This window comes from Marinicella litoralis, from assembly GCF_002591915.1.
Lineage (GTDB): Bacteria > Pseudomonadota > Gammaproteobacteria > Xanthomonadales > Marinicellaceae > Marinicella > Marinicella litoralis.
Genome location: NZ_NIHB01000007.1, coordinates 50,093 through 66,632, shown reverse-complemented (window position 1 = coordinate 66,632; position 16,540 = coordinate 50,093). Strand labels below are relative to the sequence as shown.

General features: G+C 41.4%; 15 protein-coding genes. 10 read left to right on the top strand and 5 right to left on the bottom strand.

The features are described 5' to 3' along the window. Positions 1-5 precede the first annotated feature (5 nt). Positions 6-896, top strand: coding sequence for a 3-hydroxyisobutyrate dehydrogenase (gene mmsB, locus CCS90_RS14225; protein WP_099020243.1), 891 nt, complete (start codon positions 6-8; stop codon positions 894-896). A 161-nt stretch (positions 897-1,057) separates the two neighbouring features. On the opposite strand, the gene rnt is transcribed toward mmsB, so the two are convergent. Beyond that, positions 1,058-1,675 carry a ribonuclease T gene (rnt, locus tag CCS90_RS14220; RefSeq protein ID WP_180236540.1) on the bottom strand — a complete coding sequence of 206 codons (618 nt, stop codon included), beginning with the start codon at positions 1,673-1,675 and terminating at the stop codon, positions 1,058-1,060. Between the two features lie 335 nt (positions 1,676-2,010). Here rnt and CCS90_RS14215 point away from each other — a divergent pair, with 335 nt between their 5' ends. The 3 genes from CCS90_RS14215 to CCS90_RS14205 all read left to right on the top strand — a co-directional run bounded on the left by CCS90_RS14215 (position 2,011) and on the right by CCS90_RS14205 (position 6,274). Next, positions 2,011-3,780, top strand: a complete 1,770-nt coding sequence (locus tag CCS90_RS14215; protein WP_099020242.1) for a S8 family serine peptidase — start codon at positions 2,011-2,013, stop codon at positions 3,778-3,780. Positions 3,781-3,972: 192 nt separating this feature from the next. Then, positions 3,973-4,776, top strand: coding sequence for a DUF6502 family protein (locus CCS90_RS14210; protein ID WP_143751567.1), 804 nt, complete (start codon positions 3,973-3,975; stop codon positions 4,774-4,776). 7 nt (positions 4,777-4,783) lie between these two features. Beyond that, positions 4,784-6,274 (top strand): DUF5666 domain-containing protein, encoded by a 1,491-nt coding sequence (locus tag CCS90_RS14205; protein WP_133566505.1) that lies wholly within the window; start codon positions 4,784-4,786, stop codon positions 6,272-6,274. A 123-nt stretch (positions 6,275-6,397) separates the two neighbouring features. On the opposite strand, the gene CCS90_RS14200 is transcribed toward CCS90_RS14205, so the two are convergent. Further along, the gene (locus CCS90_RS14200) at positions 6,398-8,149 is read right to left on the bottom strand and encodes a DUF885 domain-containing protein (protein ID WP_099020239.1); all 1,752 of its coding nucleotides are present in this window, start codon (positions 8,147-8,149) and stop codon (positions 6,398-6,400) included. Between the two features lie 35 nt (positions 8,150-8,184). Next, positions 8,185-9,417 carry a phosphoglycerate dehydrogenase gene (gene serA, locus CCS90_RS14195; protein WP_099020238.1) on the bottom strand — a complete coding sequence of 411 codons (1,233 nt, stop codon included), beginning with the start codon at positions 9,415-9,417 and terminating at the stop codon, positions 8,185-8,187. 56 nt (positions 9,418-9,473) lie between these two features. On the opposite strand from serA, the gene CCS90_RS14190 reads away from it, so the two are divergent. Further along, complete coding sequence (locus CCS90_RS14190) at positions 9,474-10,859, top strand: FAD-binding oxidoreductase (protein ID WP_099020237.1); 1,386 nt, start codon at positions 9,474-9,476, stop codon at positions 10,857-10,859. Positions 10,860-11,054: 195 nt separating this feature from the next. Here the strand turns inward: CCS90_RS14190 and CCS90_RS14185 are convergent, their stop codons facing one another. Further along, positions 11,055-11,597, bottom strand: coding sequence for a hypothetical protein (locus tag CCS90_RS14185; protein ID WP_099020236.1), 543 nt, complete (start codon positions 11,595-11,597; stop codon positions 11,055-11,057). A gap of 161 nt (positions 11,598-11,758) precedes the next feature. Continuing rightward, a complete protein-coding gene (locus tag CCS90_RS14180) occupies positions 11,759-12,562 on the bottom strand; it encodes a M90 family metallopeptidase (RefSeq protein WP_099020235.1) in 804 nt (267 codons plus the stop codon). A gap of 77 nt (positions 12,563-12,639) precedes the next feature. Between CCS90_RS14180 and CCS90_RS14175 the strand changes: the two genes are divergently transcribed. The 5 genes from CCS90_RS14175 (at position 12,640) to CCS90_RS14160 (ending at position 16,535) form a co-directional block, all read left to right on the top strand. Then, entirely contained in the window at positions 12,640-13,134 is a 495-nt protein-coding gene (locus CCS90_RS14175) for a GNAT family N-acetyltransferase (protein WP_162846849.1), read from the top strand. Beyond that, positions 13,134-13,916, top strand: a complete 783-nt coding sequence (locus CCS90_RS14170; RefSeq protein WP_099020233.1) for an SAM-dependent methyltransferase — start codon at positions 13,134-13,136, stop codon at positions 13,914-13,916. The genes CCS90_RS14175 and CCS90_RS14170 overlap by 1 nt, the downstream gene beginning before the upstream one ends. A gap of 52 nt (positions 13,917-13,968) precedes the next feature. Then, a complete protein-coding gene (locus CCS90_RS14880; RefSeq protein WP_133566504.1) occupies positions 13,969-14,148 on the top strand; it encodes a hypothetical protein in 180 nt (59 codons plus the stop codon). Between the two features lie 168 nt (positions 14,149-14,316). Continuing rightward, on the top strand, positions 14,317-15,969 hold the full coding sequence (locus CCS90_RS14165; protein ID WP_218961670.1) for a GGDEF domain-containing protein: 1,653 nt from the start codon (positions 14,317-14,319) through the stop codon (positions 15,967-15,969). Between the two features lie 17 nt (positions 15,970-15,986). Next, positions 15,987-16,535, top strand: a complete 549-nt coding sequence (locus CCS90_RS14160) for a GNAT family N-acetyltransferase (RefSeq protein WP_257205624.1) — start codon at positions 15,987-15,989, stop codon at positions 16,533-16,535. Positions 16,536-16,540: the final 5 nt, after the last annotated feature.

The following is a 16,540-nucleotide window of genomic DNA, read 5'->3' as shown; positions in this document are numbered from 1 at the left end:
TTCATATGACACAGAACATCGCATTCATCGGTTTAGGTAACATGGGTGGCCCTATGGCCAAAAACCTGATTAAAAATGATTTCAAGGTTACAGTTTATGATTTGAACGCCCATGTGGTTGCTGATCTGAAAGCGGCAGGGGCTAACACCGCTGACAATGCCAAAGCGGCGATCAAAGATGCCGATGTGATTATTTCCATGTTACCCAATGGAGCGATCGTTAAATCACTGTATATCGGCAACAATGGATTGATCAACGAGGTCAAAGACGATGTGTTAATCATCGATTCATCTACCATCGCAGCTGATGACGCACGTGCAGTGGCCAAAGCCTGTGAACGCAAAGGCATCGCGATGATTGATGCGCCGGTTTCCGGTGGCACGGCAGCCGCAGAAGCGGGTACTTTGACCTTTATATGTGGTGGCGAACCAGCTCATTTTGAAGCAGCTAAATTGGTTTTGAGTGCCATGGGTAGGCACATTTTCCATGCTGGCGCGTCCGGAGCAGGCCAAGTGGCTAAAATATGTAACAACATGTTATTGGCAATCCACATGGTTGGCACAGCTGAAGCTTTGAACATGGGGGCTCAACAAGGGCTTGATCCAAAAGTGATGTCTGAAATCATGAAAGCCAGCTCGGGCAATAATTGGTCACTACAAGTCTATAACCCATTCCCAGGTGTGATGCCAAACGTCCCCTCAAGTAATGACTACCAAGGTGGTTTTATGGTTGACTTGATGAGTAAAGACTTGGGCTTGTCCCAAGAGCTGGCCGCCAAATCAAAGAGTGCCACACCGTTAGGTGCCATGGCCACTCAGCTGTACCAAATTCACCAAGCAGCAGGTGCTGGCGGTAAAGATTTTTCAAGTATATTACAGTTATTTCAAAAAAAGTAACTGTTCAAAACACTTCATTTGAGAACACCCTGTCAACTGAAATAACAGGGTGTTTTGCATTCATTTAGATTGATGTAAGGCAGGTTTGATAACATGCTTTGACTGACCCAGTATTATTATGATTAAACTTGCAGAAGTGTCAATTGTTTATGATTAGTTGCTTATGTTTTGGGCGTATACATACCAGTTTCTAATGCCTGATTAAATATCTTACAGAACAACTCGGCGGTTTTTTCGGTGTCATACAAGGCAGAATGTGCCTGGTCTGTTTCCCATTCTATGCCTGCCGCATCGATGCCTCTGGCTAAGACCGTTTGTCCATAGGCCAAAGCCGATAAAGTGGCGGTGTCAAAACAGCTGAAAGGGTGGAATGGATTCCGTTTGATGCCAGCGCGTTCAGCGGCGGCATGGACAAAGCCCAAATCGAAATGTGCGTTGTGGCCGACTAAAATGGCGCGGGTGCAGCCAGCGGCTTTGATGGCTTTGCGTATTGGGGTGAAAATTTTTCCCAGGGCGGCGTTTTCATCCAAGGACATTCTTAAAGGATGGTTCAAATCTATGCCGGTGACATCCAACGCCGCTTGTTCAATGTTTGATCCTTCAAACGGAGTGACATAGGCATTGATAGTCTCACCTGATCTGAGGGTGCCGTCATCGTTCATTTCAATGATCACTGCTGCAATTTCTAACAAAGCATCGGTTTGATTGTTAAAACCACCGGTTTCAACATCAACTACTACGGGCAAAAATCCTCTGAATCGGTCTTTGATTGTGGGCATCTGAGTCTGTTTTTATAAAGTGTTTATTGTATGAGACCTGTAGTTAGATTGAAAGCGGCATGATGAAAATAGCCAGTGATCGGATGGTTTAAAGGTGAGGCAGCACGTAAACCGCTTTATTGAATAAAAAGGGATTGACTGTTTCTTATGCGATTGGTCAGCAAACAACATATGTAATTATAATTGCAAATAAGAAAATTTCTGCTTGAACTTTGTTAAATATATTGCTTTAATCTTTTGCAGCCTTTAATGGCACTCCGCATATATTTTGAAATGAGAATAAAAAACAGGCCATTTTGAAATACATACAAACTTAAATAAAAGAGGATTACTTAATGAAATTTACTATGAAGAAAACCTGTGTGGCAACCATGTTGGCACTGGGAACTTTTGCACAAGCTGAACGCATGATTGTGAGTCATCATGACAATGGCAATGGATTGAAAAATGGTCACCAAGTCTTGGTTCAAGGTGATGGTTGGTTTGCAGTTGAGTTGGACGAGAATGGCAAATCTGCCATGCGTGGCAAAAGTGGATTCAAAAATATGGAAGTGGATGCAAAAAGATACCCACTGTCTATTTATAATGATGATGCAGGTGATCCTACTTTACAACAATTAAAACCATATGCCATTTATCAATCACAAGCTGATCAACTCAGTTTACAGCCTGGTCAAAAGGTTTGTGTGATTGACTCTGGTTTAGATGCCAGCAACAATGATTTCGAATGGTCTAACATCACTGGTGACAATGATTCAGGCACGGGTAACTGGTTCGATCATGGTGGTCCTCATGGTACCCATGTCGCTGGAACCATTGCGGCTGCTGACAATAACATTGGTGTGGTTGGAATGGCCCCCGGTGTCCCATTGCACATCATCAAAGTTTTTAATGCTGCCGGTTGGGGTTATTCTTCTGATTTAGCGTACGCGGCACAAAAATGTACTGATGCAGGTGCCAACATCATTTCCATGAGTTTAGGTGGTGGTGGAGCCAATTCAATTGAAGAAAATGCATTTGATACCTTTATCGCCAACGGCGGTCTGGTGGTTGCTGCTGCTGGTAATGATGGTAATTCAGTGCGTTCTTATCCTGCAGGCTATTCATCAGTGATGATGATTGGGGCCAATGATGCGGATAACAACATCGCTGATTTTTCTCAATTTCCTTCTTGTACTTCAGGCAGAGGAAAGAAAGTTAAAACTGACGAAACAATTTGTGTTGAAGTGACTGCAGGTGGGGTCGATACATTTTCAACTTATCCAGCTGGCTTGGCAACACTCTCCTCTGCCACAGCTGATGGTGCTGGTGTGGCTTCTTCAGCCATGGAAAATGTAGGCTCTGCCAGTGGTTCCACATATTATATGGGTACTGCAGAATCAACTGATGGAGGAGCTGCTGGTAAAATTTGTTTGATTGATCGTGGGGTTATTTCATTCCATGACAAAGTGGCCAATTGTGAAAACTCAGGCGGTGCAGGTGCCATTATCATCAATAATGAGCCAGGTATGTTGTATGGAACATTGGGCGATCCCAATGCAACATCGATACCAGCGGTTGGTGCAGCATTTGAAGACCGTACATTCTTATTGGGCGCTTCTACTGCTTCGGTTTCAATCGGCGCCAGTGATTATGGCTACATGAGTGGTACATCAATGGCAACACCTGCAGTTGCTGGTGTGGCTGCATTGGTCTGGTCAAATCATGCCGATTGTACCGGTCAAGAAATTCGTGATGCATTGAAAGCTTCAGCAGAAGATGCAGGTGCTTCAGGTAAAGACGATTACTTTGGTTATGGTATTGTTAAAGCCAAAGCGGCCAGTGATTACTTGACAGCCAATGGTTGTGAAGGTGGCGTAACTGAGCCTCCAGGTGGCACTGACATGACCTTGACTGGTAGCCGCAGCAATGGTAACCGCAAAGCCAATTTGTCATGGACAGGTGGAACCACTGCCAATGTTGATGTATATATCAATGGCAGCCTGAATAACACCACAGTGAATGATGGATCTGCTACTTACAATGTAAGTAAAAATTCAACTTATACATTCAGTGTCTGTGAAGAAGGTTCAACGGTTGAATGTACCAATGAGATCACCCTCTGATTGATCACATTTAATTGGGGGAAGAATGAAAACCTCGCTTCGGCGGGGTTTTTTTTATGACTTAAATTTGATAATAAATTTACTTTAAATGATTTTTACTTATAATCTTTGGTAGTATTTTTACATTCACCTCATTTTAAATCATAGGAATCATTCTTAATGCCGGCTTCATTGAACGACGTTATAAAAAAAATGTTGATTCAAATATTCAGACCACTGGTCAGGATGTTGTTGCGTTTGAATGTGCCATTTCATGTGGTGAGTGATATTTTGAAATGGGTGTATGTTGATGTGGCCAATAAGTATTTTGGCATCAATAACAAGAAACCCACCAAGTCCAGAATAGCGGTTATTACCGGCCTTTCTAGAATTCAAGTTGACCAACAATTAAAACTGAACTTGTTCAATGCAGACAACAGCCACCGGAAATGGCACCGTGCCGGTCGCGTTTTAACCGGTTGGGTGGAAGATAAAGACTACCAAAACCACCATGGAAAGCCAAAGATCATCGCCATCGAAGATGATTCAAACATCAATTTCACCAAATTAGTCGAGAAATACTCTGGTGGAGCGACTTATAAATCGGTTTTGGATGAATTGTTGCAAGCTGAGGCTGTGGTGGTTAATTCTGATAATCAGGTTGAGCTGATAAAGCCATTTTACCTGTCTGAAAATGACCCGGATGACATTCAGAATGTCGATTTTTTGGGTTTATCAACACAATACCTATTGGAAACCATAGATCACAACATCGATCCAGATCGTGACCATCCTCGGTTCCAAAGAATTGTATTACATGACAAATTACCTAAATCATTGGCTAATTTAGCCGAATCCTATGCACGCAAAAAGAGTCAGGAGTTGGCTAATGACGTGGATGAATACATCGAACACTTAATTCAACATTCTGAATTAGAGGATGACCAAGAGTTGATTCCATATATAGGCGTTGGAATCTATTTTTATAAAGCTGACAATGACGAAAACCCCTTATAAAATCATTATGAAGACTTTAATATTTACCTTACTTATAATTAATTTCCAATCAGCGGTGGCAGATGATTCAAGCAAAGCCATAAAAGCCCAAGGCGGAACGGGGTATCAGATTAATTTATCGCGCACTTTTGAAGTTGATGAAAACACTTTGTTTATGGAAGATGGCAAGCCCAGTCAACAGCCAGATGCCCAGGGTGGAACGGGTTATAAAATCAGGTACCAGATTTCAGACACCAACCCCAATTTAACGTCTGGCACTTTTGAGGAAATTGATTTTATCAACACCCATATGGGCCCCGTTTTATCTGTCGACCCTCTGCAAATTTTCAACATTGAAGGAGCAACTTCCAGTAAAACTTACTTTGCCAATGGTTTATCGCAGGCTGGATTATCGGTGGGCGACACAGTCTTAATCAGTGGTTATGTCGACAGTCATTCATTGAGTGTCATGACTCGGGTTGAAGTGGTGCCTTCACTGACAGAATGGAAATTAAGTGGTTATGTTGAAAATTTGTCGAACAATCAATTCAGTATCAACAACCAATGGATTCAATTTTCACCCAGTGACGTTGGCGCGTGTAATGCCAGTTTAGCCAATCATGACTACGTTGAAGTGTTTGCTGATCCAGTCTCAGGTTTTGTGCTCAATGACACCATCAACTCTGTCACACAAATCAATTGTGTGGATCGAAGTGTACAATCAAACTCGCCCAATGGAACAGTTATTGTGGTTGGTATGATTGATGAATTGGATGATGACGACGGTTTTGTCCTGTCAGGGCAACAGGTTGTTGTTGATCAACTGACGCGGTACATCAGAGGCCGTGCTGAGGACATTCAAGAACGCATTAGTATTGAAGTAGAGGGCACTGTAGATGACGTGTCTGGGATCATTTCGGCAGATAAAATTCGCTTTTTTGAAGATCGTATCAACCTCACCCTGCCAGTGACACCGAATGATTTTACCTATCCGTTCTTCAATGTGGCAGGTGCCAGTTTGCAAGTCACTCCACAAACGCTTGATCCTGATGGTGTCATTACCAATGGGATCAACGAATCCATACAACTTCAATTCAAAGGCTATGATCATGGTGATGGTGAGTTGATTGTCACCCGACTATATGCCCGTGGTGAAGTTGATTATGATGGGGTCAAAATCAATGGCAATGTGTCTGCGATTAATGACCCAATTGTTGATTTGTTTGGTGTCAGTTTAGACACCACAAGCTCGCTGTTTTATGATGACATTGGCACGAGCATCTCAGCTGTGGAGTTTTTTGAATCAATCACTGTGGGTTCTGAGGTAAATGTTGAAGACGCCACATTAGATGAGAACTCTGGATTGATTGCTGGTGGCAATGTCTTTATTGAAAAACTGGCCAGTAATAAAGTTACGGCAGGGTATACAAATAAAAATGGTAATCCAACTGTTGCGGGAGTGGGGCACATTACAGGTGGTATGGATCAAATATTTAACGGTGGATTTGACGACCAGTAATTCATTTATAGGGATTTACATAGAGCCGGCTTGTATCAACAAGCCGGTTTTTTTGTGGGTAAAATTTTTGTATGAAATTGGTGTTTAATCTTTATTAAAAAACATACACATGATTTTGTTTACTTATTCTTTGTTGTCAATGATGTATCTTTCAACGATTTGTTCCAGAACATCCAATGGTACTGAGCCGCTACTTAGTAGGGTGTCATGAAACGTGCGTATATCAAATGATGCACCCAGTGCAGCTTCTGCTTGATGGCGCAAGTCCCAAATTTTAATTTCACCGAGCTTGTATGACAGTGCTTGGGCTGGCCATGCAATGTAGCGATCAATTTCAGTGCGCACATTGTGTTTGGATAATGCCGTGTTATCCTCCATCAGTTTAATCGCTTCCTCTCGGCTCATGCCCATTGCATGCATGCCGGTATCGACCACCAAACGCATGGCACGCCACATTTCATAGGTCAAGCGTCCAAACTCTGCATAGGGGTCTTGATAAAACCCCACTTCTTTGGCCAGCTTTTCACAGTACAAGCCCCAACCTTCACCGAAGGCTGAAATGTAAGCATGTTGTCTGAATTTAGGTAAATCGGTCAATTCTTTGGTTAAGGCACCTTGCAAGTGATGGCCTGGAACCGCTTCATGAAAGGTCAAAGCTTCTAAGTTATACAAGGGTCTTTTGTCCAAAGCATAGGTGTTGACCCAATATTGTCCGGGTCGAGTTGAATCCAAGGGTGCTGGGACATACCGTCCTGTGGTGTAATTGGGCGCAATGCCAGCGGGTACTGGGTTGACTGCATATGGCTGACGAGGTAAACGTGTAAACAGTTCAGGTAACTTGCCATCCATGCGTTTGGCAATGTCGCGCGCTGCTTTGAGTAAGTCTTCGGCCGTTGTGGCATAAAATTGCGGATCGGTTCTGAGGAACAGAAGGAAATCTGCAAAACTGCCTTCAAAATTTAATTCAGCAATGATGTTTTCCATTTCAGCGCGGATTCGTTTAACTTCACTCCTGCCTATTTGGTGGATGTCCTCTGCGGTTAAGTCAAGCGTTGTGTAAGCTTTAATTTGTTGCTGGTAATAAGCTTTGCCATCGGGAAAACTGTAGGCGCCTATGTCATCTTTTGCATTGGGTAGGTAGGTGTCAGCCATGAAAGATTTGAATTTTTTGTAACTTGGGTTGATGGCATTGTTGATGATGGTTTTTGCCTGTTGTTGAAATTCAGTAAACTGCTCACTACTGATGTGTTTGGGCTTATTTAAAAACGGTTGATAGAAATTGGATTCCTCTGCTTTGTCTTTGATGTAAGTCTGCACAAAATCAGGGTAATGTTGAATGATGGCCTTCGGCTGGCTGAAGCCACGCGACAGTCCCGCTTGCATGTTATCCATGTGTTGTTGCATAACCCGCGGTATTTGTTTCATTTTACTCAAGTGGTTATTGTAATCATCCACAGTTTGAAAGGATGCGTACCGATGCATGGTCGCCAATTGCACATGAAAAGAGCCTTCAGCAGTGATGGGCATTTCGTAGGTTCTGAATCTGTTGTCAGCCATTATTTCCTGCAGAAATGATTTTTGCATTTGTAATGAAATTTGGTCTTGAAAATCCAGCTTGTTGACTTTCAATTGATTCAGCTGGTCCAACAATGGCTGAAGTTTCGCATTTTGTTGCTGGTAAAATTTTGCCGACACATCATCCAATTGACCGGCTTTGGATTGATCACCTAAATAACTGGCCGTTTGTGGGCTGAGGGCTGTTTGAACTGCAACCACTTGCTCTAAAATTTGATGCAGTTTTTTACTGGTTCTGTTGGCCACGGCTGATGTGCTGATGAGCAGGAAAATGATGCTGAAGTGAAAACTATTTTTCATAAGAACCTCTTAATTTATCCTGTGGTTAATTTTTATTAATGCAAAACCCGAACCCTGATGGTGCCATCAATGTCATTCAGTTGTTTAACTATGGAATCAGAAGATTCACAATTCACATCCATGATGACATAGCCCACATCTCCAGAAGTTTGCAGGTACATTGCAGCGATATTGATGGATTGACTGGAAAATGCATGATTGATCCGTTCTAACATGCCTGGTTTATTTTCATGGATGTGCATCACCCGAGTTAAATCTGCATGCAAGGCTGGTAATGAGACTTCAGGGAAGTTAACCGCAGATGATGTGGAACCATTGTTGGAATATTTGATTAATTTATCGGCCACTTCATTGGCGATATTGACTTGAGCTTCTTGAGTGCTGCCGCCAATGTGGGGAGTCAGTATGACATTGTCAAATGCCAGCAAGGGTGATTCAAATGGATCGTTGTTACTGGCAGGTTCTGTGGGAAAAACATCAATGGCTGCACCGTTTAAATGACCCATTTTTAAACTTTTAACCAAGTCATCGATCACCACTATTTGTCCGCGAGCCGCATTGACCAAGAATGAACCCTTGGGTAATAAGGCCAATTCTTTGGCGCCAATCATTTCTTGGGTGAGCTCGGTGTCGGGAACATGTAGTGACAACACGTCAACTTGGGGTAACAGTTCTTCCAAAGAACCCACCGCTTCACTGTTGCCTAAGGGTAATTTATTTTCGATGTCGTAGTATTTTACTTTCATACCCATGGCTTCGGCCAAGATACACAGTTGAGAACCGATGTGACCAAATCCAACTATGCCTAAAGTTTTGCCTCTGGTCTCATTGGAGTTCAAAGCTGATTTGAACCATTGCCCACGATGTGCCTTGGCATTTTTTTCTGGGATACCGCGAAGCAGTAAGATAATTTCTGCCATCACCAACTCAGCCACACTTCGGGTGTTTGAGAAAGGGGCATTGAATACGGGAATGCCTTGTGATTTGCATTGATCTAGATCCACTTGATTGGTACCGATACAAAAAGTACCCACTGCCATTAATTTTTCACAAGTATCCAGATTTTGTCCTTTGAGTTGGGTTCTGGAGCGGATGCCTAGGATGTGGGTATCTGCCAATATGTTTTGTAATTCATCGTCATTGGGTGTGCTGTTGTAAACGTGGATGTTGTCATAACCATCTTTTCTGAATAATTTTTCAGCATCTGGATGAACACCTTCTAACAAAACAACCTTGATTTTTTCTTTACTTAGGGACAGTTTGGTCATATTCTTTGCGCCTTTGATTGACGTGTTTTTAACTTAAAAACAGGATTTTAACAGATATGCAAGCAGATGAACTGTCTTCTTTATTAGAATCAGAACTGAGCGGTTTGGCTTGGTCTACCCAGCCCAATGATTTGGTGCAATTTGGCCAAGATTGGACCCGCTTTCACCAGAGCAATGCGTCAGTGGTCTTTTTCCCCAATGACGTAGAAGAAGTGCAAAAAATCATCCAGGTGGCCAATCAATGTGATTGTGTGGTCATTCCTTCCGGTGGACGCACTGGCTACAGCGCAGGCGCAGTGGCGACCAAGGGTGAATGGATTATTTCCATGGTGCGGTTTAATCAAATCACTGAATTCAACCCCATAGACCAAACAGTGCGAGTGGGTGCGGGTGTTATCACAGAACAATTGCAGCATTTTGCGACAGAACAGGGCTTGTTTTATCCCGTGGATTTCGCCTCGTCTGGGTCAAGCCACATTGCTGGAAATATTGCGACCAATGCCGGTGGTATTCGAGTCTTGCGTTATGGTTTAACCAGAGATTATGTATTGGGTTTAACTGTGGTTACCGGTGCCGGTGAAATTTTAAAACTGAACAATGGGTTAGTAAAAAATGCCAGTGGCTTAGATTTCAGGCATTTGTTCATTGGTTCTGAAGGCATCTTGGGTGTGGTGGTTGAGGCAGAAATTAAATTAATCAAGACGCCTCCAAACCAAGCTGTGATGTTATTGGCATTGTCCTCATTGGAAGCGGTGATGTCGGTTTTCGCATTGGCCAGAAAGTCATTGTTGTTGTCTTCATTTGAATTCTTTTCAGATCGTTCCTTACATCGGGTGATGCAACACCGTGGGTTTGAAAACCCTTTTGAAGCCCTCCATCCTTTTTATGTGCTGTTGGAATTTGATGATGACGAAGAAGCTGCCATGCAAGTGTTTGAATCCGGCATGGAAGCAGGGTGGGTCACTGATGGCATCATTGCGCAAAGTATCGATCAAGCCCAACAATTGTGGCAATACCGCGAAGGCATTTCTGAATCGATTGCTCATTTTACGCCGTACAAAAATGACATCTCAGTAAAAATCTCAAGGGTGCCTGAGTTCATGCAACAACTTGAAGATGTGTTGGCAGCTGAATACCCTGATTTTGAAACCATATGGTTTGGACACATCGGTGATGGTAATTTGCATTTAAATATTCTGAAGCCAGAAAACATGGAAACCACTGAATTCAAACAACAATGTGAAAAGGTTAATGAACATGTTTATGGTTTGATTGCCACATTTGAAGGCAGTATCTCTGCGGAACATGGCGTGGGTTTAATTAAAAAACCCTTTTTGCCTTATTCAAAATCAGCCGAAGAAATTAAATTGATGCAAGCAGTGAAGCAAGTGTTTGATCCTAAAGGCGTATTGAATCGCGGGAAAGTAGTTGATTGTGAGTAATCACTCAACAACAAGCACTTTAACTTTGAAACCATTCATTTAATGTTGTTTTGGGGGTAATGTGTTCAGTCCATGAATCTTTGACTATGACTGAGTTGGGATTTGGATTCGGTATCAGCAAACCCGTCCTTGGGATTCGCTGAAATTGGCTGTGCATATATGCCTGGATGTTCAGGGCGGGTTAATGAGTATGTCTTAACAAACTTCTGCTTCGGCAGATTTTAAATCCCAATTCAGCCATGCGGGTTCATCATTCATCGCATTGTCATCTTCAGCGTGGTTGTAATCTTCATATTTCATTTTAAATTCGATGCCTTCCATCTCATCACTGGGCGCTATTCTGAATTCAGCCCATTTATCTTTGTCAATCATCAAAGTGGGTTTGTGCATATTGATGATGTCTCCATTGTCAGCAAGCTTTAATAACTTTAGCTCAGCGAGAATTTGTTCTGGTTCAACGGCATCTTCAGTCCATTTAATGAATGTGGTCTTGATGTTAATTTGGTGGTCACCAAAGGCAATGCTGGACTCTTGTTCATTGTGCACAGTCATCGAAGCCACTTGTGGTTTTTCGCTGTTGTCTTCAGTGGAACTGAATTCTATGTTCATTTTCATCACTGTGTCAGAGAACAGGGCTGTGGTGGCATAGCTTTGTGCCAGTAATCCACCAATCATCAGCACCGTAAGGCTACTGGCTTTTAAAAATGAAGTCAAAAAACTGTGTTGTAAACTAATCATGTCAATTCCCGCCAATGTGTTTATATCTATTGTTATGCTTATTAACGGTTAAGACTGTAAAAAGTTACTTAGGTTCCGCTAATGGCTCTACTTTCGACGGCCATTATCGTTTGATTGGATGAATTTTATGTGACAGGCTTGTAGATAAGACATCAATTTAATCAGGTAATCAGCCAAGTAACAGGGTCCAGCTTGTAGTAGTTTTTAAGGGTTTGGTATAAATCAGGGTGTTTGCGGCTGAACGTTTTGGGCTGTTCAAAGAAATGCTCACTGATGACTGCAAAAAATTCAGCGGGATTGGTTGCACCATAATGGTCAAAAAAAGTACGTTTCCTGAGTTTGGCTTTGGTTTTTAAACTGCTGAATTCTTTACTTAAAACTTTACCCCACGTTCTCAGCTGTCCCCCTTCAATCAATGGCCGGCCATCACCGGCACCATCGGCTTGATCAAGTTGGTGGGCAAATTCATGTATCACCACATTGGTTCCATCCTTGGCATTCATGCCGCCATGTTTAACATCATTCCAAGACAGCACCACAGGGCCGCGAACCCAGGACTCTCCTAAATGATGACCAGGGCCTTCATGTTTGGGATTTTTAAAACCGGCAGGGTAGATCATGATGGTTTTTAAATGGGTGAAATAATTGTGCTTACGATTCAATAACAACAAACAGGCTTGGGCTGCTATGGTCACACGCATTTCATCAGTTACGGTTAAACCTGCATGCCCGGAGAAGTATTTTTCTGCAAGGAACACATTCACATGCCCCAAAAGCTCTTGTTGTAAATGTTGCGGTAGGAAATGGTAGATGGCCACATTGTTTTTGATATAAGTCACCCATTGCGCAGGTGTTTCTAGCTTGAAAGTTTGATTTCTTTTTTGTTTTTTGTGCCACATATACAGCCAAGTACATGAGATTAATAACAACAAAATAATCAATAAAATGAGGTAGGTTTGGGACATGGTTTTTCTGCGTGGTTTTGGTTTATAGTATCATATCGATAGGCAAAGCTGAGACAAGTTACCAGGATAATATGACCATGACTTTTAAATTAAAACCGCTGTCAGAAACTGATGACACTTTCGTCATCGTTTTGTACCAAAACCCTGTCATTATGCGTCACATTGGCGCCGTTTTAACCGACCACCAAGCAAATGGCCTGGGTGGTAAAATGAGGGCGGAAGCAGATAAAAACAAAGCAATCTATCAAGTGATTATGACGGCCGATGGCAAGCAAAGGGTGGGGTTGTTAAGTATGCATTGGAAAGCTGAGTCATGTCACATTGAATCAGGCATGATTATTTTGCCCACTTTTCAAAACCAAGGTGTTTGTCGTTGGGCGCAAATGGAAGCCCTGCATTTGGTAAAAAATATTTTTCCGGTTAAAGTGTGTACGGTTTATATCAGCGGTGACAATGTTGCTGCCAACACCAGTTATAAAAAGATGGGTTTTGTGCCTGTTGAGAACACATCTAAATTAACCAAACATCTTAACCTCATCCGGTGGGATTTTAATATGGAGTTACTTAAATAATGAAAGGCAGTTTAGTCAATGTGGGCTTGGGTATGACTTTGGGTTCGCACATCACACCCTTATCAAGGCATTTTATAGAACAAGCCGACGTTGTGTTCGTTGCTGCTTCCAATCAATTGGTCGAAGAATGGGTGGCTACCATGAATGACAATGTCACCAGCCTACAGTCATTGTATGCAGAGGGAAAATCACGCAAGCAAACCTATGCAGAAATGAATGAAGCCATCATGAGTCAAGTGCGTGCAGGTAAAAAGGTGGTGGGCGCTTTTTACGGACACCCTGGGGTGTTTGCATTAACCCCGCATGAAACCATCAAGATGGCTCGGGCAGAAGGTTTTAGGGCCCATATGGAACCAGGGGTATCTGCAGAGGATTGTTTGTATGCTGATTTGGGAATTGATCCTGGGACCTTCGGATGTGCTCATTTTGAAGCGAATAACTTCATGTTCAATCAAACCAAGTTTGATCCAAGTGCTTACTTGATTCTTTGGCAAATAGGGATTGCCGGTGACCGCAGTTTGAAGGTTTTTGAGACCAGTGAAAAAGCCAAACAATTATTGGTGAACATGTTGTTAGACTTTTATCCGGCAGATCACCAAGTGGCACTGTATGAATGCGCAGTCTTACCCATTGAAAGATTCAAAGCGGATTGGCTTTCCTTAAGAGATTTGGCTCAAGCTGACATGACGTTGAAAACAACATTGGTGATTCCGCCAGCAATCGAAAAATCTAAAAATGACCAAAAAATAAATGAGTTGTTGTCGATTAATGAGTCGTGTTAAGATTTTTGCGATAAAGAATAATAATTTTATTAACTAAAAAGTGAGGTGACCAGTGAAAATTAACATTTCAATGTTAGAAAAAATAGGACAAACACAATCAATACAGCAGTTTGATTCGGTTGATAAAATGTTTGAGGTTGCTAAATATAGTGATCACGCATTTGATAAACTAAAAGCACAAAATAATGATTTAGTATGCGTGCTGTTTCCAGACGATGACGACGAGGATTAACCAACCACTCGTTAGAACGTATTAATGATTCAAGAGATAGATTGGAATAGAAGAGCATGTTTAGTTTTCATGCTCTTTTTGTGTGTCTGTACTTCTTTTGCTCAAATTTCAGTAAAATCATCTGGTGAACCGCAATACATCACTGATGAATTATTAAGGCTGGAATCGTTGAGAATTAACAATCCTCAATTATTTGGTGATGGTTTAGATGCATTGGCTTTTGAACAAATGAAAATGTCATCTTATCAACAATGTCATTATGCATTTTTAAGGGCATATCAAAAAGCATTTAAAGGAGAATCTAAGCAAGCAATTAAGGTAATGGAAAATTTGATTCCAAGCTGTGATGATTTAAGAGTAAGGGTAAGGCTGAATGCCTTGATTGCTAATATATCTGTGATTGGTGGAAATTATTTAAAAGCTTCTAATCATATTGATTTGGTGATCCAAAATGCCGAACAAACAGCTGATACAACAACCAAAACGTTAGCTTATTCAGCGGCAGCTATTGTTTATAATTTATTGGATCAAAGAGAGTTAGGTGTTAAGTATTCTGAACTTTTGTACAACCTTGAACCGACAGATAAAAATTTGTGTCATTTGCATTACAGCAGTAATGTGCATCATTTAGATGGTAATAACCCACCAAAAGAATTTTCTGAAATTAAAGAGATGTCTGGACAATGTAAAAGCAGTGGTAATTTGTTATACAGTCAATTCTTAATTTTAGATAACATTAAATGGAAATTGGCTCAGGACAGATTGGATGAAAATGCATTGGGCGAAATTGAAGCTGAAATTCGTAACATTGATGCAGAAATTCAAAACAGTCCTTATAAAAACATACTTGGTATATTCGCTGCGATTAAAGCTAAATTTTATTGGTTTAAGAGTGAAAATAAGTTGGCTCAGAGTCATGCTTTAAATGCATTGAAGTTGAATCAAGATTTAGGAAATACTGAACAACTGATTATGGCATTGGAGGTGTTGGAGAAGGTTTCTAAGGACAATGGAGACTTCCAATCTTCATATAATTATTTGAAGAAAATAAACAAAACTCAATTGAGTATGTATGACGAAACACAAGCCAAGCAGATGGCGTTTATGGCGGTTAAGCATTCAAATTTAGCCAAGGTTTTTGAAATAGAGCAATTGAACCGGCAAAAAGAAGTGTTGGAACTTGAGAAAAAGTTAGCTAACCAAGAAGCCAATAACCAAAGGTTGATCATTTTATTGATTTTAACTGTTTTGGCTATGATGGTTTTATGGCTATTCAAAATCAAGAAAAGGCATGATTATTTCAGAGACGTGTCAGAAATTGATCATTTGACCAAGGTGTTAACTCGCAAAGCATTCGAGGAACAAGTAAAAGTCCAATTGGAAAATTGTGAAAAAACCAACAGCCCCATCAATATAGCCATCATGGATTTAGATTTGTTCAAGAACGTCAATGACAGTCATGGCCATCTGATTGGTGACTGGGTGTTGAAAAACGTCGTTTATGCCATCAAAGAATTGGTCGAGGAAAATATGATTTTAGCGCGCTTGGGTGGTGAGGAATTTTGTATTGTGATGGCGGATGTGGATTGTGAAACGATGCGAAACAAATTAGAAATGATGCGTTCTGCCATTGAAACTTTGGATTGTTCAGAGTCAGGCGCTAAACTTTCAGTCACAGCCAGTTTTGGCTACACTTCGTCAGTGACTTCAGGTTATTCTTTGCCACTGTTATTAACCCATGCCGATGTGGCTTTGTTTGATGCCAAAAAACACGGTCGCAATCAGGTGGTCAAATTCAAAACATTACAGGGTAGGACATAGTTCCATTTTTCAGTCAATTGCGTTCTGTCATCTCAAAGCCAAATGTTCCAATCATCCTTAAGCCCTTGGATGAATCGGATATGGATTTCTTTTATGCAATGTATAGCAATCAAGACATCATGCAATACATAGGCAGGCCCTTAACTAAAGCCCAGGCCAATAAACAATTGCATGAAACAATCAAAGTCATGCAGACACCAGATCCTCATCATCTGACTTATGTGATTGTTCATGGGGATAAGCAAGATAAAATTGGTATCACTGGTTTGACATGGTTTGATCAAAATAACCGGGGTGTTGCTGAAGTTGGCATCATGATATCTCCCGATTGGCGACGTCAGTATTGGGGGCATCAAAGCAAAAAGATGATGATAAGTGCGGCTTTTGAAGATTTTAAAATTGATGTGGTATATGCATTTTGTCAAATAAATAATGTGGCTGCAAATGCAGCCAATGAGTACTTAAAATTACTTAAAGGCAGGCAAATTAAAGCCGGTGTTAATCAACAGTTATCTCAAGAATGGTCAATCGAAAAGTCGTCATGGATTGATTCGAATTTTCGATAAAATTG

Coding starts and splice junctions, on each gene's coding strand:
- CCS90_RS14170 (WP_099020233.1), top strand. CDS start 13,134: ATGAAAGGCAGTTTAGTCAATGTGGGCTTGGGTATGACTTTGGGTTCG.
- CCS90_RS14180 (WP_099020235.1), bottom strand. CDS start 12,562: ATGTCCCAAACCTACCTCATTTTATTGATTATTTTGTTGTTATTAATC.
- CCS90_RS14190 (WP_099020237.1), top strand. CDS start 9,474: ATGCAAGCAGATGAACTGTCTTCTTTATTAGAATCAGAACTGAGCGGT.
- mmsB (WP_099020243.1), top strand. CDS start 6: ATGACACAGAACATCGCATTCATCGGTTTAGGTAACATGGGTGGCCCT.
- CCS90_RS14205 (WP_133566505.1), top strand. CDS start 4,784: ATGAAGACTTTAATATTTACCTTACTTATAATTAATTTCCAATCAGCG.
- rnt (WP_180236540.1), bottom strand. CDS start 1,675: ATGCCCACAATCAAAGACCGATTCAGAGGATTTTTGCCCGTAGTAGTT.
- CCS90_RS14215 (WP_099020242.1), top strand. CDS start 2,011: ATGAAATTTACTATGAAGAAAACCTGTGTGGCAACCATGTTGGCACTG.
- serA (WP_099020238.1), bottom strand. CDS start 9,417: ATGACCAAACTGTCCCTAAGTAAAGAAAAAATCAAGGTTGTTTTGTTA.
- CCS90_RS14210 (WP_143751567.1), top strand. CDS start 3,973: ATGTTGATTCAAATATTCAGACCACTGGTCAGGATGTTGTTGCGTTTG.
- CCS90_RS14185 (WP_099020236.1), bottom strand. CDS start 11,597: ATGATTAGTTTACAACACAGTTTTTTGACTTCATTTTTAAAAGCCAGT.
- CCS90_RS14200 (WP_099020239.1), bottom strand. CDS start 8,149: ATGAAAAATAGTTTTCACTTCAGCATCATTTTCCTGCTCATCAGCACA.
- CCS90_RS14175 (WP_162846849.1), top strand. CDS start 12,640: ATGACTTTTAAATTAAAACCGCTGTCAGAAACTGATGACACTTTCGTC.